At 42.0% G+C, this 20,451-nt stretch carries 17 protein-coding genes; all 17 read right to left on the bottom strand.

What is annotated here, in order from left to right; all coding sequences use genetic code 11:
• Positions 1-75 precede the first annotated feature (75 nt).
• The 17 genes from dgoD to HUG20_RS02185 all read right to left on the bottom strand — a co-directional run bounded on the left by dgoD (position 76) and on the right by HUG20_RS02185 (position 20,431).
• Complete coding sequence (dgoD, locus tag HUG20_RS02265; RefSeq protein ID WP_200087587.1) at positions 76-1,224, bottom strand: galactonate dehydratase; 1,149 nt, start codon at positions 1,222-1,224, stop codon at positions 76-78.
• An 83-nt stretch (positions 1,225-1,307) separates the two neighbouring features.
• Positions 1,308-2,759 carry an aldehyde dehydrogenase family protein gene (locus HUG20_RS02260; protein ID WP_200087584.1) on the bottom strand — a complete coding sequence of 484 codons (1,452 nt, stop codon included), beginning with the start codon at positions 2,757-2,759 and terminating at the stop codon, positions 1,308-1,310.
• Positions 2,760-2,831: 72 nt separating this feature from the next.
• Positions 2,832-3,734: a fumarylacetoacetate hydrolase family protein gene (locus HUG20_RS02255; protein WP_200087581.1), complete on the bottom strand. Its 903-nt coding sequence runs from the start codon at positions 3,732-3,734 to the stop codon at positions 2,832-2,834.
• A gap of 39 nt (positions 3,735-3,773) precedes the next feature.
• Positions 3,774-4,535, bottom strand: coding sequence for an IclR family transcriptional regulator (locus HUG20_RS02250; RefSeq protein WP_200087572.1), 762 nt, complete (start codon positions 4,533-4,535; stop codon positions 3,774-3,776).
• A gap of 222 nt (positions 4,536-4,757) precedes the next feature.
• Positions 4,758-6,971: a dihydroxy-acid dehydratase domain-containing protein gene (locus tag HUG20_RS02245; protein ID WP_200087570.1), complete on the bottom strand. Its 2,214-nt coding sequence runs from the start codon at positions 6,969-6,971 to the stop codon at positions 4,758-4,760.
• Between the two features lie 39 nt (positions 6,972-7,010).
• Positions 7,011-8,264 carry a nickel pincer cofactor-dependent isomerase, group 22 gene (locus HUG20_RS02240; protein WP_200087568.1) on the bottom strand — a complete coding sequence of 418 codons (1,254 nt, stop codon included), beginning with the start codon at positions 8,262-8,264 and terminating at the stop codon, positions 7,011-7,013.
• Positions 8,265-8,292: 28 nt separating this feature from the next.
• Complete coding sequence (locus HUG20_RS02235; RefSeq protein WP_200087559.1) at positions 8,293-9,210, bottom strand: dihydrodipicolinate synthase family protein; 918 nt, start codon at positions 9,208-9,210, stop codon at positions 8,293-8,295.
• A 20-nt stretch (positions 9,211-9,230) separates the two neighbouring features.
• On the bottom strand, positions 9,231-10,235 hold the full coding sequence (locus HUG20_RS02230; protein WP_200087557.1) for a C-terminal binding protein: 1,005 nt from the start codon (positions 10,233-10,235) through the stop codon (positions 9,231-9,233).
• 127 nt (positions 10,236-10,362) lie between these two features.
• Entirely contained in the window at positions 10,363-11,613 is a 1,251-nt protein-coding gene (locus HUG20_RS02225) for a mandelate racemase/muconate lactonizing enzyme family protein (RefSeq protein WP_200087555.1), read from the bottom strand.
• A 113-nt stretch (positions 11,614-11,726) separates the two neighbouring features.
• A complete protein-coding gene (locus HUG20_RS02220; RefSeq protein WP_200087553.1) occupies positions 11,727-12,821 on the bottom strand; it encodes a TRAP transporter substrate-binding protein in 1,095 nt (364 codons plus the stop codon).
• Between the two features lie 85 nt (positions 12,822-12,906).
• A complete protein-coding gene (locus HUG20_RS02215; RefSeq protein ID WP_200087550.1) occupies positions 12,907-14,187 on the bottom strand; it encodes a TRAP transporter large permease in 1,281 nt (426 codons plus the stop codon).
• 11 nt (positions 14,188-14,198) lie between these two features.
• Positions 14,199-14,723, bottom strand: coding sequence for a TRAP transporter small permease (locus HUG20_RS02210; RefSeq protein WP_200087541.1), 525 nt, complete (start codon positions 14,721-14,723; stop codon positions 14,199-14,201).
• Positions 14,724-14,933: 210 nt separating this feature from the next.
• Complete coding sequence (locus HUG20_RS02205) at positions 14,934-16,442, bottom strand: tripartite tricarboxylate transporter permease (protein ID WP_200087537.1); 1,509 nt, start codon at positions 16,440-16,442, stop codon at positions 14,934-14,936.
• 22 nt (positions 16,443-16,464) lie between these two features.
• Positions 16,465-16,902 carry a tripartite tricarboxylate transporter TctB family protein gene (locus HUG20_RS02200; RefSeq protein ID WP_200087527.1) on the bottom strand — a complete coding sequence of 146 codons (438 nt, stop codon included), beginning with the start codon at positions 16,900-16,902 and terminating at the stop codon, positions 16,465-16,467.
• 51 nt (positions 16,903-16,953) lie between these two features.
• Positions 16,954-17,931, bottom strand: a complete 978-nt coding sequence (locus HUG20_RS02195; RefSeq protein ID WP_200087525.1) for a tripartite tricarboxylate transporter substrate binding protein — start codon at positions 17,929-17,931, stop codon at positions 16,954-16,956.
• A 233-nt stretch (positions 17,932-18,164) separates the two neighbouring features.
• Complete coding sequence (locus tag HUG20_RS02190) at positions 18,165-19,502, bottom strand: hypothetical protein (protein WP_200087523.1); 1,338 nt, start codon at positions 19,500-19,502, stop codon at positions 18,165-18,167.
• On the bottom strand, positions 19,502-20,431 hold the full coding sequence (locus tag HUG20_RS02185; protein ID WP_200087521.1) for a DMT family transporter: 930 nt from the start codon (positions 20,429-20,431) through the stop codon (positions 19,502-19,504). The genes HUG20_RS02190 and HUG20_RS02185 overlap by 1 nt, the downstream gene beginning before the upstream one ends.
• Positions 20,432-20,451 lie beyond the last annotated feature (20 nt).

The following is a 20,451-nucleotide window of genomic DNA, read 5'->3' as shown; positions in this document are numbered from 1 at the left end:
ACTTATTATAATGTAGAATCGAGATTCCTGGATAAGAGTGACGACTGCATTGCCACTAATTCGCACAATCATACGTTACCATTCCGCAATCGTACCGTCTTCATGCCGCCAAATTGGATTTTTCCAGTTATGCCCTACCTTAGATCTTTCCTGGACGACCGTTTCATTGATTTCAATGCCCAGTCCGGGTTGATCCGAAATCTTAGCAAAGCCATTCTTAAATTGAAACACACTTGCATCCTTTACATAATCTTGAATATCATTTTGCTTGTTATAGTGAATGCCCATACTTTGCTCTTGTATAAAAGCATTATGACAGGTAGCATCTACTTGAAGGCATGCTGCTAGAGCAATTGGTCCAAGTGGGCAGTGGGGTGCGACTGCCACATCAAACGCTTCAGCCATAGAGATAATTTTTTTACTTTCGGTAATCCCGCCGGCATGTGATAAATCAGGCTGAATAACATCTACATAACCATCGATGAGCAATGGTTTAAAATCCCAACGACTGTACATTCTTTCTCCTGTAGCAATGGGTGTAGCCGTATGATTGGCGATATCTCGAAGTACCTCATTATTTTCCGATAGGACAGGTTCCTCTATGAACATAGGCTTATAGTATTCCAACTCTTTCACAAGTAGTTTCGCCATCGGTTTATGCACACGTCCGTGAAAATCAACACCGATACCGATACCCCAACCGACTCGCTCTCTGATTGAAGCCACTCTCTTTACAGCTTTTTCCACTTTATAATAGGAATCGATATACTGCATTTCTTCAGTCCCGTTCATTTTTACGGCCTGAAATCCATTGGAAAAGGCAGCCGCTGCCGCTTGGGCCACATCTTCGGGGCGATCGCCGCCAATCCAGGAGTACACTTTAATCTTGTCTCTGGTCGCTCCGCCTAGCAACTCATGTATAGGGGCTTTATAATATTTTCCTTTAATATCCCACAGTGCTTGGTCTATTCCGGAAATAGCACTCATTAATATCGGCCCGCCACGATAAAACCCTCCGCGATACATGACGTTCCAATGCTCCTCAATATGCAGTGGATTCTTTCCGATCAGTAGTTCCATCAATTCCTTGACTGCAATTTCTACCGTTTTACTTTTTCCTTCTAAAATAGGTTCTCCCCAACCAATAATACCTTCATCCGTTTCCAACTTTAAAAATAACCATCTTGGTGGGACTTCATATAATGTATAATCTATAATTTTCATGAATCTTCCCTTTCCTCTATGTGAAAATTATGCTTGTTGGTTCTCTGATATTTTCAGAACCAACAAGCTTATTTTTTCAATACTTAAAAACTGTGTCTGATCGCGCATGTCTTCGTTTCACTGTAGAATTCCAAAGCCGCCTGTCCTTGCTCCCTAGTATGAGAACTGGACATTTTCATACCTCCGAAAGGTGCCTGATACTCGACGCCTGCGGTTTCGAGATTCACACGTACCATCCCAGCCTCTGAACGCTCCAAGAATTGATGAGAGCGGCTCAAATCATTTGTGAAGATCGAGGCACTTAATCCATAATCGGTGTTATTAGCAATCTCAATAGCCTCATCAAAATCTTCCGCTTCCAAAAGAACCGCAAATGGTCCGAACACTTCCTCCTGAGCCAACGTGTGATTCGCATCCATCCCATCGACAATAAGCGGGCGAATATAGTGCCCTTCATAGTCACTGACGATGGTTTTAGTTTCAGCAACAACATTCGCTTCTTTTTTGGCTAATGAAATGTATTCATTAATTTTTTCGTATTGGTCTTTCGAAGATACCGGACCTAGGAATGCTTGCTCATCAAGGGCTTCTCCAACACGTAGATCCGCTACTGCTGTCTTCAGTTTTTCTTTTAGGGTCGGCATAATTTTCTTATCTGCCACAATTCGGCTACTGGCCGTACATTTTTGACCGGCGGAAGTGAATGATCCGCTAAGGATAGCCGATACGGTTTGATCAAGATCGGCATCGTCAAGTACGACAGCCACATTTTTACCGCCCATTTCAGTCTGATATTTAATGTTGCGAGAGGCGCAAGTCGCTGCTGCATGCATGCCTGTCTCCGTCGATCCTGTAAAGCTGAGGGCATCAATGTTACCTTCTTCAAGGAGTGTATTTCCTACTTTACTCCCGGAACCGATCAACATATTGATCAGACCGGATGGTAACACGTCTTGGAAAACATCCATTAACTTGGATGCTGTGACTGCCGCTTGTTTTGCAGGCTTCCAAACAATAGCGTTTCCACAAATCAAAGCCGGCGCTATTTTCCAAATAGGAATGGCCACAGGGAAATTCCAAGGGGTTATGACCCCAACAACCCCGAGTGGTACCCGTTTTGAATACTGGTGAACTTGAGGATTTGCAGCCGGAATGACATTACCATTAGAACGGCTTCCTTCCGCGGCATAGTACCGTAATAATTGAACGCCCCTGGCCACTTCTCCTTTCATCTCTTTGATCGGTTTCCCCATCTCAGAGCTGGCTAATGTAGCGATTTCGTCTTTGTTTTCTTCTAATTTGGTCGCCATATTTTCTAACGTGGCCCCTTTTTGCAACCCGGAAAGAGCGGCCCACTCGCGTTGCGCTCGTTTTGCTGCTTGAACAGCTTCTTCAACGGCACTACTGGAGACCTCATGATAAACAGCAACTTGCTCGGATAAATTTGAAGGGTTATATATCGTTGTTGCTTCCCCATCTTGTTGGTTCCCGTTAATAACACTGTAAGCCTCATAAACTTGAGATGTAACTGACATTAGTTAATCCTCCTAGTAAAATATAAATGTTTATATTTAAACTCTAACCGATTTTCGGTAGAGTTTAACGCATTATGAAGATGCTACTGCTTTCCCGGTTACTTGTTCAACCGTATTGCGTAATGTTCCAATGCCTGAGATTTCGATTTCAATCCGATCCCCTTGCTGTAATGTGAAATCATTTGGAGGAACAATGTTTGTACCGGTAAGCAAAACAGTTCCACCATAAACCTCATTGTCCCTCACTAAATAGTGAACGAGCTCTTCCAAGCTTCTCTTCAGCTGACCAACCTTTCCGTCTCCATCAAAAACCAGCGATTCATTTCGAAACACCTTGCATCGGATTTCCATATCATACGGGTCATCGACTGTGTCAGCCAGTCTAATGACCGGTCCGATGGAACACGACTTTTTCCACACCTTTGCTTGCGGCAAGTACAACGGATTTTCCCCTTCAATATCCCGGCAACTCATGTCATTTCCTACGGTATACCCGACAATATCTCCGGAGGGGCTAAGAACTAATCCCAACTCAGGTTCAGGCACTTGCCAATTGGAATCCGACCGAATACAAACGGGTCTATTGGGGCCCACCGTACGAGCAGCAGTCGATTTAAGAAAGATTTCAGGTCGCTCAGCATCATAAACTTTATCATAAAAAGTCGAGCTATCCAGTTTACCTTCTGTAGCCTCATAATTTCTGGCCTCACGACTCCTTTGGTAGGTTACTCCCGCTGCCCATACTTCGGGGGCTTCAACCGGTACTGACAACTTTAAGGAATCAAACGCTGCTGAAAGCTTGTCCGCATTGTCAATGGATTGTTGAACAAGGAGGGATGGTGTTTCATTTTGCTTTTCAGCTTCTGCTATTAATTCATTCCAAGTTTGATAGGGAAGACGATAACAGTCATTATCATCCGTTAAAACAGCCAATGATTTTTGATTTTCGTTAGTTTCATAACAAAAGATATTCATTATACAACTCCTGTGAATTTTAGTCATATCCTCTTTATTTTATATATAGCCATAACCCAACTTTTTTGATAATTCCCCGCTTGCTTCTTTTAAAAGTTTCACAAAACGAGTAACTTCCGTCTCAGAAATCCGCATGGCTGACATAGAAATACTGATAGCAGCGATAACCTTTTCGGTATAATCAAAAACAGGAATAGCCACACAATGAATGCCAGGTTCATTTTCTTGCTCGTCTTCAGCATAACCTTGGTCTCTAATCTTCTGGATCTCCTTCATGAAGCTCTCACGGTCAGTAATGGTGTTTTCGGTTCGATTGACAAACTCGTAGGATTTCAGCAAAGTTTCTATCTCAGCATCTGATTGGAAAGAAATGAGTACTTTACCGACTCCGCTGCAATGCAGTGGCACACGCCTTCCGATTCGTGAATAGAAAACAGTAGCAGACGCACTCTCCACTTTATCTATATAGATACCTTCCTTACCATCCTGTATAACCAAATGAACCGTGTGTCCCGACTCTTTTGACAGTTGAAGCAAATACTCCCTTGCCACAGTACGTATATCCCGGCTATATATGACGATGTTTCCCCGTTCAAACAGTTTAAGTGCCAACCGATATTTTTCGTTTTCCGGATTCTGTTCAATATAATCATGTTTTTCCAAGGTTTTCAACAGAGAATGCGTAGTGCTTTTATGAAGCGATAAACGCTCGCTAATATCAGTAATTTTGAGCTCTGTTTCGTGTTCATCAAAGAGATCTAGAATCTTCAATGCTCGATCTACTGATTGAATGATAGGCATGGCTGTTCCTCCTCTTATTCTTACCAATCGACTCCATTCTTTGTAGTTCCTATTATGGCTATAGGTAAGAGGTTCGAGGATATTCATGCTTTTACTAATCATCGTATCAAACACTTTTCGCACTCTCTTTTCCTATAGTTCCTATAAATTTTAACTTAACATATATCACAATTCCTTTCACCAAATAGAATAAACGCTGCCGTATATATTTTTATAAGCGAGTTATTTCTTCACATAGTGCTGTTCATGACTTGTAAGTGCTGATTTTTGAAGCAATGGCTTATAATCATCTGATGCCTCATCCATAATCACGTAAGGAACAACACCTTTTGAAGCATCAGAATGATAAGGCATTCGGTTTGAGGCAGCGATTCTCTTTTGCCGTTTGCTCATGCTTTTACGCCGAGTTTCAGCCAATGCCGCCCGTTGTTTCCGAACTTCACTAAAATCATCACTAATTTTCAAGTCTTTATGGTGGCCGGCATCCATATAATCAATACGTTTTTCCCTTAATGATAGATAAAGAAGGTCACCGGTTTGTAAATAGAGAATGCCTCCGTCATTGTGGGATTCGGGCGTCATATGGCCAATCGCTGCTCCAAGTGTCACGCCTGAATACCGACCGTCACTAATGATTGTGGCTAATCGCTTCATTTTTCGATTCGTGTTAATATGCTGCATTGGGGTGAACATTTCCGGCATGCCAAACGCTTCCGGCCCCTGCCCGGCGATCACCACTGCAATTTTCAATGCATCTACCTCAACCATATGGTCAAAAATCATTGAATAGCTTTGGTCCTTCCATTCAGAGAATGATTCAGGATAATTTTCCCGTAACTGAACAAGAAGGTGATCTCGATTAAAGACGTTTCTTTCTTTTAGATCCTCAATAAGATTGTCATTTAATAGTTGTTTATTGGCTTCATCTTCGTTTTCAAAATATAAAACTTGAGCAACTTTTTTATCAAACATATCGAGGTGAGGGGTTGGCATTCCACTGATTTTTACCACTGCGCTTTCAAAAAAGTTTCCCCGTAAAACATCTACGCCACTGAAAGCTCTTTTTGGTTTCGAGAGAATAACGCGATTTTCCTTTACATTCTCGGCAGAAAGTGCCGTCGTGTTCCCTAAACGCTCAGCCCATGTCCGCCCTTCTACGGTCAAGGCATTTACATCCATCGGTACCCCATTTTGCAACAACTCATAAAACAAACTTTCCATTCCACGGCTTGAACTATCGCAACACTGCATCGCTAGTTGATAAATATCCCGATCTTCTGTAAGACTATAATTAAACAGATCCGGAACGGGCGTTTCGTGATGAAGTTTATCAAGGTCTTCAAGGGTGAAGCGATAGCCCCCGTATAGCATTGCCGCCACAATATGCATCATCAGATTAGTTGATCCACCGGAAGCGCTATGGATCCGAATGCCATTTCTGATATTAGCGGCAACAAGTTTAGAAACACCATACTCTTCTTTATTTAACATGACTGAAAACTGATCAATGGCTTCATTTATCGCTGGTTGAGAGGGAGCGTCTGTTAATAGTTCCAATGAAGGGTGTACTAGTCCAAAGCCGGCAACAATGTGACGAGAACTATTACCGGTTCCATTAAATGCACAAACACCACCTTGACCATCGCACGTGTTCACCGCCAGTTGTTTTTCAAAATACTTGTGTTCTTCTTCACTGATCACTTCATGTCCCACCGCTCTTTCAAAAACACCCTGAAATGAAGTATTAGATGAGCATTGAAGAATATATGACATGGCATCATGTAAATCGTCCGCGACATCAGGAAATCCTTGATTTTTTGCCCGATCCGCGATATCCTCCAGTTCATTCCAAAGCCGATCAGGAATTGTTCCTCCTTGAAGAACATGAGCCGGAGCGAAGGTGGCTGGAAACGGTGCTTCCCCTCGCTCTTGTCGCAATCGGTCCAAGTGAGCCAGCCCGCTAACGACACCAAGTGGTTGTTTATCACACCCTTGAATGACAAAGGCTGCATGATAATTGTGGGCTTCAAGTTGATTTACGATCATTTGCGCCACGGCATTTCGACTTTGCAGGGAATAACTCATCCCTTGATTACTTTGAGCAGTTCCATCACACATCACTGGGGTTGAGAAATAAAATGGGACTCCTCCATTTTGCCAAATTCGAATCGCAGCTCTTGATGATGTTTGAAAGTCCATAATATGTGCAGGATGATCAGAAGAGCCACCTATGATTGCAATCCGTGGAGCATTTTTTTCAAGTCGATCGTAAATCTCTTCCAGCGTCCAATCAGGGGCATCCCCTTCATAGTACTGTCCGAGCGTTTGCTTGGAACGATCTAACAATCCTGCAACTGTAATGGGCTCATTTGCTTTTCCCTGTACGTTATCTCTATAAGGATTATATGCATTCTCAATCAGGGGAAATTTAGTCAAAACGCATCATTCCTTTTCATTTTGATTCTGGCATTCAGTTCATGCCTGTAACGCTATCGGTTTCGGTTTTGAGAGCATTTGTAACTGCGGGTGTTTTTCTACTTCAGGGATAAGTGGTGTAGATACTTGAATTTCTTTAATATCAAGTGTATTTTTAATCCGTACGACTCTGGCTTGATCAAAATTAGGGTTATGACAGGTTTTGATGGCTGCCTTTACGGCCAACGCTTCCGAATCTAAAAACATGGGGAATTTTACGACCTCAAATACGGTGCTCGTAAGCGCGTTTGCGTAACCTTTTTCCAACTTCGTTTGTTCAAAAACAGCACGTGTCGTTACATCAGCATGGCCAATCCCATTTGCATTACCACCCGTTTTATCTGTCAATCTGAGAACGGCTACCTTTATAGCATTCGCCCCTCCTTCTGCATAAGGAGTGCCGAATCGACCTGTTATATTCGGGTCCATTCCATCACCTGAAATATCTTTTCCAATCTCATCAACGATCAGTACGTCTATAGGGTCGATAAAAAGTTTTGGCATCATATCCTTGGCCTCAAGCAACAGATCAGGTTCTTCGTCCGCAAACCGCGCTGCCGGGATCGCAACAATTTTAGCTACCTGGTCGTAAGCATTTTCAATTGTACCAAGTCCAAATAGAACGGGTGCATTTTGACAAACAATCCTTGCCATTTCAGGAACGTGTTCAGCCATATGGCCAAAACCCAAGACATGAGCTGCTTCTGCCCCTTTTTGCTTACCCAACCCAATCGTCACCATTTTAGTTAATCCACTTTCCACCTCTCCCCGAAAAGCGGTGTGGGGCTTGATACGATTGATCACAATAATGTGGTCTGCTTCATAGGCGTTCTGATCCGTGTAAATCGACATTCCGTCACGAGTTTCGCCGACGTTCACAACATCCATGCTGGCAACAATAGGAGCACCGACGCTGTCTTTTGTTATCCCCAGTTCAGCCAACACTTCTTTTTGCCCTTCTCCCGTTGCTCCACCATGACTTCCCATTGCCGGCACAATAAATGGAGATCCTCCCGCATTTTTTACAGCTGATACGGTCTCTCGAGTCAAGACCGGCAGTTCTGCTACTCCCCTGCTTCCAACTGCTATGGCAATCCGATCCCCTTGTTTGATTCTTTGAAGAACATCTCTTTTCTGTATCGCCCGCTGAACTTCCTTCGCCACATCCTGAACGACAGGCACATCAAACGATTGCTCAACCTGAACCATATCCGGTAACGGGATCGGGTCCAGCAATTCATTGACAATACTCATCATTTAACCCTCCTCGTACTTAAGGTTCCTACGAATCAAAATTAGACAAACCGGCTTTTTGCAAAATCTCCCTCAAAGGTTGACAGCGTTCCGTATCCACGAGATTTCCCGGTGAAAATACATACGGTTCGACATTTTTTCCAACCATTCTCATTGCTTCTTTTACAACATTTATCGGAGGTGCATCCCATTTATAGAGTAAAGGAAGATAGGCAAGCTTTCGATGCAAATTCATCATTGATTCAAAGTCTTGTTCCAGAAAAGCTTTATATATGCCGATTTGCAAATGCGGCGCAATATTAACACCCATCGATATTGCACCATCCCCGCCTAACATCAATGTATTCAACAAGTGGTCATCGTAACCGGAAAAAACTTTAAAGTCAGACCTTACCTCTTTAGTCTTGAGAATCATTTCCCGGATGTGTCCCGCTTCATCCACGGTTTCCTTGATACCGAGGATCGACGGAACTTCTAGCGCAAGTTTTGTGACCAGATTTGGATTTAAGTCGTATCCTACTGCCCCCGGAAAATTGTATAGAAGCATAGGCAAATTAGTATCATTTGCCAACTGTTTATAATATAAAATTAAGTTGGCGTCATTCACTTGCCAAAAATAAGGAGGTATAACAACAATACCATCGGCTCCTATATCCTCAGCATGTCGGGACAGTTCCCTAGTTTCCTCATAAGAAGCTGTCCCAGTGCCTATAAGCACCGGCACTCTGCCTTTAACAGCAGCCACAGCTTCAAATGCCGTTTGTTTACGTAAACGCAGAGACATATATCCAAATTCCCCGCCGGTGCCCATAAAGAACAATCCGTTTACGCCAGCTGCAATGAGTTCGTCTATGTGTGCTTGCATACCGGGAACATCCAGACTACCGTCTTGTTTTAGCAAAGTCACGACAGGAGGAATTATTCCTTCCCAGTTAGGATTAGTCATAACTCCACTCCTTTACCATTTTATACATGGTTTTCCGAAAGTTTCATTCGGGGTGATTCTATTAAATGTTGATTAAAGAAATAATCAGGCTTCCTGCCGTTCAACACATGTAAAACATTTTCAGCCGTTTTTCTTTTCAATTCAGCTTGTGACTCCTCAGAGTACCAGGCAATATGAGGAGTAAGGGTGACCTGATTCATATCCAGTAACGGACTTTGAAGAGGTATCGGTTCTTCTTCAACAACATCCAGAGCAACACCGGCAATTTGATATTCTTCTAAAGCAACAGCTAATGCCTTTTCATCAATGACTGGCCCACGAGCTGTATTAATAATGAATGCTTCTGTTTTCATTTGCTCAAATTGTTCTGTGCTAATCATTCCGCGCGTGCTTTCCGTTAAGGGTGCGTGAACCGAGATGAAGTCCGAACTTCGGCAAAGTTCCGAAAGATCTACGAGTTCAACATTATGATCACGAGCGACCTGATCATCAGCGTACGGGTCATAGGCAATAATATTTAAGCCGAACGCCTGGGCTTTTAAAGTGAGTGTTTGCGGAATTTTACCAAAACCTAATAACCCTAATGTTTGACCCCGTAACCGATAAATGGGCCGACCTTCATTAAAATTCCAAACCCGTTTTTTCACTGTATGATCGAGAAATGCAATTTTTCTAGCCGCCGCAAGGATTAACGCGAACGCATGATCTGAAACCTCATCCATACAGTAATCGGTCACATTGCTAACGACAATCCCATGTTTAGATGCTATCTCCACGTCAATCGTATTGACCCCTACACCATATCGGGAGATCACTTTGCATTTTGGCAATGCATCGAGAACTTTTTTGGGGAATGGCGCATATTGAGTTATAATGCCATCTGCATCTTGACAGGCGGAGATAACCTCATCTTCAGTTCGACACTGTTTTTTAATAAATTCTATGTCCCCATGGGAAAATACCTCTTCCTCAGGCTGTAATGAAGAAAATTCATAATCACTGATCACTACCTTCCACTTCGCCATAAAAGTGTTTACCTCCAAAATTTTATATTATAAAACTTCGTTTTATTATATGATGTACTATACACTTTAAAGGAAAGCGCTTTTAATTTCAACAATTAAATGTTTTTTTATGATGCCTTATATAAATTTATTTAAAAAAGGATTCACCATATTTTCGATATTGGTAAGCCACATCTTCATCAAGATCGACTCCGAGGCCAGGTTTGTCAGGGATCGTCAAATGCCCGTTCTGTATGAGGGGTTTAGGGTGATCCTTGGCAAGATCATCCCAAAATGGAACGCTCGCTGCATGCCATTCCAATACCAGAAAGTTTGGAATCGCGGCACATACGTGGGCCACAGCCATCGTCCCGATAGGGCTGCTGATATTGTGCGGTGCCAAAACCACGTTATGCATATCTGCCAAATCAGCAATTCTACGGGCTTCCATTAAACCTCCAACCTTTTGAAAATCAGGGGAAACGATGTTCACGGCTTGCTTATGCAATATCTCAGCAAATTGATGGCGCAAATAATGATTTTCACCAGATGCAATCGGTACCTGTGTTTCATGAGTGACCCAACGTAAAGCATCGATATTTTCAGGAGGCGTTGGATCCTCTAACCATAATAAATCATAAGGTTCACAGGCTCGTGCCAACTTAATAACATCATTAACATTATAATTCCAGTGACAATCGATGGCGATATCGATCCCATCGCCTACCGCATTACGGACAGCTGCTACTAAACTGACCATGAAATCAATTTCTTTTCTCGTTAACGAACGATTATAATCATCCATGGAATAGGGTGTCGGAACATCGACATCGAATTTCAGGGCAGTAAATCCTTTCTCAACCATTTTTTTCGCCTGCTCTGCATAATCTTCCGGATTGATCATTCCCGCTTCTGAACGCTTGCCGCCGTGATACTTCATACTTAATTCCTGTTCTTCCTCTACGCTAGCGTTTTTATCCCAGTGTGGCGTACGCGTTAACAACACGGGAGAGATACTCTCCAAAGAATCACCGGCATGGCAATCAGCATAGATTCGAATCTTTTCCCGATATTTACCACCCAGCAGTTGATAAACGGGCACATTCAGTTTTTTGCCGACGATATCAAACAAAGCGGTTTCAATTCCCGTAATCGCATGCAGTGTCATTCCGGTTAGACCACCGGCAACAGTCGCTGTACGCATACGTCGAAACAAATAATCGATATTTCGCGGATCCTCTCCAATTAGAACTACTTTTAATTCCGACACTACTGAGGTTAAGCCCGGAGCGAAAAAAGCCTCCCCATATCCAACCGTATCATCATCTGTGATTACCTTGATAATCGTCCAATCATAGTTTGCTTCTACCACAGCCGTTTGTACATCCTTTATCCTCATAACTTAAAACCTCCCCTTTTAATGAAAATATCCTTTTAACGCTTAAGAGAAAGAGCTAGAGAACATTCTCTAGCTTCACTTCTCAAAACACTTTCAACCCTCTACCAAAAATATCAATCTGAGGCTTCCTCTACTTCCTCCATAAAATCGTTAACGATATCTTCGCCAATCGCTTCTGAATGATCTTCAATTACAGGTTCAACAGCTTCCTGGAATCTTTCAAATTCTTCATCTGTGATCTCTGAAAATTCCATACGCTCTTGCAGATCTTCCAAACTGCTTTCTTCCACTTCACGTGTCCGTTCCCGATTAAATTCCCTCGCTTCGTATGCGGATTCCGCAATTGCATCCTGTTGCTCTTCATCCAAATCATCCCAAATTGGTTTACTGAATAGAAAGACAAACGGTGTGTAAACATGGTTCGTTCCGGATAGATAATCGTTTACCTCGTCAAAACCTTCAAGATCAATTGTAGGATACGGGTTCTCCTGACCGTCTATTGTACCTTGTTGTAAACCTGTGAACACTTCTCCCATAGACATGGGGGTTGGGTTAGCACCCAATGTTTCCCAAACATCCAAATGAATATCTGTTTCCATCGTACGAAGTGTTAATCCCTCAAGATCATCCATGCTTTCGACCGGCTGTACATCGTTTGTTAAGTTTCTAAAACCATTTTCCCACCACGCCAAACCGACTAAATCTTGATCTTCCAACATATCGAGCATCTGATCTCCAAAAGGCCCATCCAATACTTCATCGGCAACCTCATGATCGGGAATTACAAATGGCAAATCAAATACTCCATATTCGGGCAAAAAGGTAATAAGCGGAGAAGTCGATGGTATTGTGATTTCCAAATCCCCATTTTGTAACATTTCTGTAGCTACAACGTCACCTGCTATTTGCTCGGAATGGTAAACTTCTACATTGAAATCATCCGTTTTTTCTGTTAAAAGCTCTCCAAAGTGCACAGCAGATTCATACAAAGGATGTTGATCGTTTAATCCTAAGCTAACACGAAGGGTTTGTGCATCGGGGTTATCACTTTCAATTTCTTCAGCATCTTCCTCATCTTCACCTTCTGCATCCCCACTATCGACTTCATCCTCGCTTACGTCTATTTCTTCGCCCCCACAAGCAACTGCTAACACCAACAACAATGCCAACGTCAAAAATAACCCAAACGCTCTAAACCTTTTTTTCATAATGTAATTCCCCCTATAAATAGTCGTACAACCAAGCACTGAACGGACAAGACATCTTTTTTATCACCCCCTTAGTCTCCAATAATTAATCCATCAAAGAGACTAGAAATAATGATAACTGTGGAACAAAAGTGATAATTAATAAACTAATAATCAAGGCGATTAAATACGGTAAAATTGCTTTGGCCAAAGTTAATAACGGAATACCCGAAATGCCTGAACCAACAAATAAGTTGACACCCACTGGAGGTGTGATAAATCCAATCGCCAAATTAACAACCATCACTATACCAAAGTGCACTGGGTCCATACCAAGCTCCGTAACGATGGGCATTAGGATAGGTGTCATAATTAAGATCGCAGCAACCGTTTCCATAAACGCTCCCACAATAAGTAATAGCACAGTGATCAATAAGATAATAACGATTGGATTTGTCGATAAGTCTGTGATGAGTACTGCCACCTGAACAGGTATTTGCTCTATCGTTAGCAAGCGTCCAAAAGCTGCAGCTACTCCCACAATAATTAAAATCGTTGCTGTAGTTAGCGCAGCATCACGAAAAACACCAAATAAATTTTTGATTTTCAATTCCCGATGCAGTAGAAGCCCTACAATTAAAGCAACAACCACCGCCACAACGGCAGCTTCTGTTGGCGTGAAGATACCTCCATAAATCCCGCCCAAAATAATAAAAGGGATTACTAAAGCCCACTTGGCATTCCACAGTGCTTTTAAAAAGTCTTGAAAAGTAGTCTTTTCTTCTCGACCCTTATACCCCTTCTTCTTGGAGTAAATATATGCCCATAGCATTAGTATGCCCCCGATAAAAAGCCCCGGGATAATACCTGCTATAAACATATCCCCTATTGACGTCAGTGATGAAGTACCATAGACGATCATGGGAATGCTCGGCGGAATTATGACGCCGATGGTACCTGCCGCAGCTACAGTAGCAGTAGCAAACTTTTTGTCATAGCCCATATCTACCATTGCCGGAATCATAATCGCACCAATCGCTGCGACAGTGGCTGGTCCAGAACCTGAAATCGCCGCAAAGAACATACATGTAACGATGGCAGCCATGGCAAAACCACCCGTAAAGCCCCCGACCATCACATTGGCCAAATTAAACAAACGGTTAGTTATACCGCCTTTACCCATCAGTTCACCAGCAAGTATGAAGAAAGGCACGGCCATTAATGGGAAATTATCCGTTTCTGTTACCAAACTTTGTGCAATGAAATTTAATGACATAGTTTCCGAATATAATAACGTAACCATCGTAGCTAATCCTAACGAAATTCCTATAGGAACGCTTAGTGCTAAAAAAATGAAAAAAGAGACAAATAAGATGATTGCAGTCATGAGTACACCTCCTATTGTTTCATCTGTTCCTCAAATTCTTCTTCGACATCCTCAAAATCACCGGTTTTCAACCGGGTAATCTGCTTCCAAATATGTTGAATAAGTCGAACAGACGCTAAAAACATGCCTACAGGAGCTGCCAAATAAACTGCTCCCATCGGAATTTGTAATCCCGGGGTAATCTGTCCTCGATCAAAAGTCGTAGAGGTAATCTCGAAACCAAAATAGACCATTGTAACAGCAAAAATAAGGAAAAGAAAGTTCGCAATAATGTTAATAATGATTTTTCCTCTTGCTTTAAATAACATGAGAACGGCGTCCACAGAAATATGGCGTTGTCTTTTTATCCCGTAACTAATTCCTATCAAAACTAACCACACAAAAGAAAATCTTGCTAATTCCTCCGCCCAACTTGAAGAACTATTCATCACAAATCTCATAAAGACGTTGTAAGACACAACCACTGTCGCAAGTGCACTTAGAAAAACCACGATGTATTCTTCCAGATGTTTGTCCAACCAGCGTAAAATTCTCAAAGACCAATCCCCCTTCTCTCTTTATATGTTTTATAATATAAAATTATGTTCTTATATAGTTTTTATTATATATGAAACCGCATACATTGTAAATAAAAAACATTTTTTTGCATCGCTGGCACCACAACGATAACCCACACGTGAGTAATGTAAATTCATATAAGTCGTCCTTGCTTAGAACGACCTATATGAACGATTCATGCTTGCTAACTAAGCATTCATATCTTTATTATTATCACCGTTAACTCTTCGTTTAACATACCAAGCCCTAATTAAAGGCGAAAACAATGTAAGCACAGCTAGCGACAATAAAATAGCCGTTATTGGTCGAGTGAAGAACACATCATAACTCCCTCCGGACATCACTAATGATCGTCGTAGATTCGATTCCATCAAGGGGCCCAGGATAAGAGCCAAGATCACCGGTGAAGCCGGATACCCATATCTAATCATAAAGTAACCAATCACCCCGGCTACAAACATGACCCATACATCAAAGAAATTATTTCCGATAGAGTAAGAGCCGACCACGCATAATACTAGAATGAACGTCGCCATAATCGGTTTAGGAATTAATAAAATCTTGACAAAATGACGAATGCCGATCAACCCGTAAATCAGTATAAGAATCGTAGCTACGATCATACCAACAAATATCGTGTATACAACATCTGCATTTTCAACAAACAATAAAGGCCCCGGCTGCAAACCTGCCACCATCAATGAGCCCAACATAACAGCGGTAACCGCGTCACCCGGGATACCCAAAGTTAATAAAGGAATCATGGATCCGCCTGAAGTACCGGTATTTGCTGATTCAGGGGCGGCGACACCTTCCATAGCCCCTTTCCCAAATTCTTCGGGTTTTTTGGAAAATCTTTTTGCTTCGTTATAAGCGACAAACGCCGATATATCTCCACCTGCACCGGGAATCATGCCAATACCAGTGCCGATTGCGGATGATCGGAGCATCGTGATAATCAAGCTTTTAAATTCTTTCCATTTTAGCTTACTTTTCTCAATCGTAAGGTTGATTTGTTCTTTGGAAAAAATGTCTTCCATCATTTTGAATGCTTGAGCCGCTGCAAATAACCCAATCATTACAGGGATAAAATCCACCCCATTAAGCAATTGAACGTTGTCAAAAGTAAACCTGGCAAACCCGTCCATAGGATCTAATCCGATGGTAGCTACCAATAAACCTGCAACTCCGGCAATCAAGCCTTTTAACATCGATTCCCCGGCAACACTTGAGATAATGGACAATCCAAAAAGCGCTAAGGCAAAAGTTTCCGGTGCACTGAAATTCAGTGCAAAGTTAGCCAAAACAGGCGAAAGGAAAATTAAAATCGTAACGCTTACAACAGCCCCTGTTGCAGACGAATATACGGCAACCAATAACCCTTTCTGACCTAGTCCTCTTTTCGTCATCTCATAACCATCTAAAGCAGTAGCCGCTGCAGCAGGAGTTCCCGGTGTCCTAAGTAAAATAGCCGTAATCGATCCGCCGTAAATCGCTCCAAAATATAAACTTACAAGTAATAGGATACCTGCTGCAGGATCCATTCCATAAGTAACAGGGACAAGAAGTGCAACCCCCATCGTTGCTGTCAATCCAGGTAAAGAACCAATCGCAATTCCAAGGGCAGCTCCAACAATTAGGATGAGGAGCATTTGCCATTCAAGAACATTCGCCAGTCCTTGCATAAATAAGTCCATGAATATCTCCCTCGCTCTCTTTTTAGAACAGTATCCCTGTTGGAATAGGAACAGTTAATAAATTTTCAAAGAAAACAAATATGAATAAAGCGACCATTATAGGCACAGTAATTAAGAAAGCGATCTTTCGAATGTTTGTAATCAACAACAGAACCAACACAAATAGGATCGTACTGCTGTAATAACCTAAAAAGTTGATCAATAGCAGATAAACGAATAAAATGCCGATAGTTAGGGCAATCATCTTCACTTTGGTTGTTGGCGCTTCTTCTTTTGTTATAAATGATTTAATAAATAAGATGATTCCCAATATCATAAGCAGTGTAGAAAAAATTCTCGGGATGAATTCCGGCCCGGTTTCAGAATCTGTACCCGTAGCCGGAAAACCAAATGTTTGATATAAAAAAAAGATTGCCACCGCCATGACGATGATACTGCTAATTAAATCCACCCTTTTCACATCTGTTCCCTCCTTAAAAAGAGTGAGGTTGGTTGTCCAACCTCATTGTCATTACTCAAGCCCTAAATCAGAGATTAACTCACCGTAGAAATCATAACTTTCCCCCATCATTTGTCCGAAGGACTCGCCGTCTGTAATCGTCATTCCGAGTCCGTTATCTTCCATAAACTCTTGAAATTCCGGTTCTTCCGCTCCTGCCATAAAGGCTTCTTCTAAGACCGAAGCAACCTCATCAGGAGTATCTTCAGGTACAACAACGCCTCTCCACGGTCCTACACCGTCAGCTCCAGAGAATCCTTCTTCTTCAAAAGTAGGCACTTCAGGGAATACTTCGGCACGTTCTTCATCCATAACCGCTAATGTCTTCAGTTCCTCTCCTTCAACCTGAGGCAAGACTTCAGCAGGGCTTACGGGAACGGCGTCGATATGACCGCCTAATAGGGAGGTGACTGCAGGAGCAGCTCCATCAAAAGGCACATGCTCAAACTCTACACCCGTCTCCTGCTCAATCGCAGAAGCAGCTAAATGCCAAATTGATCCAGAACCAGAATTTCCCATTTGAATTTCTCCGGGATTTTCCTCAGCGTAATCGATAAACTCCTCCAACGTATCATAAGGAGCGTCAGCAGGGACGGTGACTGCTGGGGGATCAAAATTCATTTGCCCGATCGCTTTAAAATCCTCGTGGGAAACATCCGCCAATCCCATATGTGGCAGCGTGACTAATTCTACCGTTACCAATGTGACGGTTTGTCCATCTGGAGCTGCAGTCGCCCCTTCGGTAAAACCTACGGCACCACCGCCTCCGGTCGTATTCACAACCCCTATTGATTCACCCAGGTGTTCCTCGGTTGCATCCGCCAACGCTCTGGCTACAGCGTCCGTGCCACCTCCAGCATCATAAGGGACTATAAGTTCAACCGGACCCTCGGGGAAATCTGCAGCAGCGTCCTCATCACCACCAGCCTCACATCCAGCAAATAAAGCTATTGAAAAAGCTAATGTACTTATCCAAATTTTTTTACCCATATCTATAATTCATCTCCTTCAAACTCTTAGGTCACCACAACTATTGAGCTGTGAAAAAAATAAAATCATCAAAATCATAGTAGTCTTTCTCTTTAAATAAGGCTATCACCTCAAATACTATAAAAACGTTTTTTATGTTCATTATTATAGAACATCGTTCGCATGCGTGCATTATACATGAAACCGCTTTCTCTGTAAACAAAAATATAAACTTTAGTGTAAATCTTAAAGTTCTACAATAGAAAGAGCGCTATTAAAGTCCCTGTTCCACTAAATATAAACGCAAAAGCGATGTTCCACCAGGCAATCCGATATGGATTTTCCTTCAATAAACTACCTGTTAACGTCACGGTAATATTGAACGGCCCGGCCATCACTGTCGATAAACTTGAGGTGATCAGGACGATAGCAAAACTCATAGGGTTAATGATCGATAATAGCGGTTGAATCACTTCTCCCAAGATGCCCATCGTTACGAGCGGGTGGAAACCGACAAACGCCAACCCTAAAAATAACAATTGGATACCGACAAATAAAAAAAGCGGTGTATCGGACAGGTAAAGCAACGGTTCTTGAACCATAGTCATCAGCTCTGTTTCTCTTAATACACCGATGAATAGTCCTAAAGACAAGAAAAGAACGACATAGCTCCCCATGGTCGAGACACGCATTCGCCAATATTGCAAACTATAGATATAAAAAGTACGTATTCGTTTAATGAGAAACGCCCAAACCGTGGAATAAGGAATAATAATAATGGAGACGGTTGTCAAAAAGCTAAAGCCAAACACCTCTCCCATCAAAATAATGCATCCAATAAACAGGACTAAAAAAATGAGCATACCAGCAATTTTGCGATAGACTTTCCACTCAATTTTTTCATTCATTTGTTGATCCTCGGACAACCGATACTTTTTATACCGACGTCCAATAGCCCAACTGAGCAAGAACAGCGCAATGGAAAAAACAAGAAGCCAGGGAAGTAACCGTAAGTAGTCTATCTGTGTAATATCAATCGTGAGCGCAACCATGACTTCCATCGGACTCCATACCAGACACAATGCATAGGCTCTTAGCATAGCCTGGCTGATAAATATACTGCGAATTTTATTCGCCATGGTCTGTAGATTTTTCTGCAATACAGATTGCACCAGAGGAATCATGGCTATATTTAAAAACGATCCCAGTAAATAACTGGCCATCATTCCTCGTCCGTATAGTTGGCCCAAATGGGCAACCTGTGACTTCAAAAGCTTATTCACGCTTTGGTCGTATCTCCCAACAATAATAATGCCGTTGATAAAAGGCAGAACAAAAAATAATGCCAAAATCTCGACAAAGGTATTTAGATAATAGGGCAATTCATACCAGTTTATACCGCTATGGATGAATAAACCCAATCCAGCCACAGCAAAGATTGTCCCCATCAATTGAAACAGCCGTTCAGCCTTGCGGAAGCATACAACCAATAATAGAATTGCAAGTATACCTGTGACATAGTTCAGGCTGTCCAGTTCCAGAAAAGCATTGATTAAATAAATGAAAATGAGCAGACTATATAATAGATGCATTAAAGTGAACCTTTTTCTTTCTGATCTGGCATGGCATGATCATAAGCTACCTTACGTCTGAGGCGCTTGATATCTTTCATATTCACTACCGCGATGCCGGATAATACAAGTAGTATCCCAAGCAAAGTCCCCAATGACAAAGTTTCTCCCAAGAAAGCCCACCCAGAAAGAGCACCTACAACCGGGACTGCCAATAATGAAATCGATGATTTACCCGCTTCCCCCTCAGAAAGAATAAACGACCATAGAATATAGGCCAATGCGGAAGCGAGAACACCAGCAAAAACTAGGCAGAATATTGCCATCCAACTCCATTCCACCGAGCCCCCCGGTTCTAAAATAAAGGAAGCCACTAACAAACCAAGAGCCCCGATTATCATCTGATACGTTGTAAACTGCGTTTTATCATGATTGTGCAATACTTTTTTGATAATAATGTTAGAGGTAGCCCATGCTATTGAAGCAGAGATTGCAAACAATTGGGCAACAATTGTGACTCCACTCCATGTCATTTCCAGAAAATTGACGTCTAGAACTAAAATAAGACCCGTTAACCCAATCAATAAACCAGAAATTTTAGCGAAATTGATACGCTCATTAGGGATAAAGAAATGAGCTAGAATGGTCAGCCAAAATGGCATTGAAAATGCGAGAATAGAACCTACCCCTATGCTTAAATATTCTAAAACTGACTGCGTAACGGCAAATACGTAAGCAGTTTGAAGTAAACCACAAAGCGCGTACCATTTCCAATCTTGTTTTTTAGGAAAGGGTATTTTTCTATAAAAGCAAATAGCGAGCAAAACAGCTGAACCGAGAACAAAACGAAAGGCTGAAAACATAATTGGGGGGAAATATTCTAGTGCTACACTCATCACCGCCCAGTTTGTCCCCCAAATAATACAAAGCAAAACCATTTGCCATATCATAAAATCATCCTTATTGTGGC

The organism is Salicibibacter cibi, from assembly GCF_016495865.1.
GTDB classification, from domain to species: domain Bacteria; phylum Bacillota; class Bacilli; order Bacillales; family Marinococcaceae; genus Salicibibacter; species Salicibibacter cibi.
Note: the sequence above shows the minus strand (reverse complement) of the source record. Positions and strands in the feature narration are given on the sequence as shown.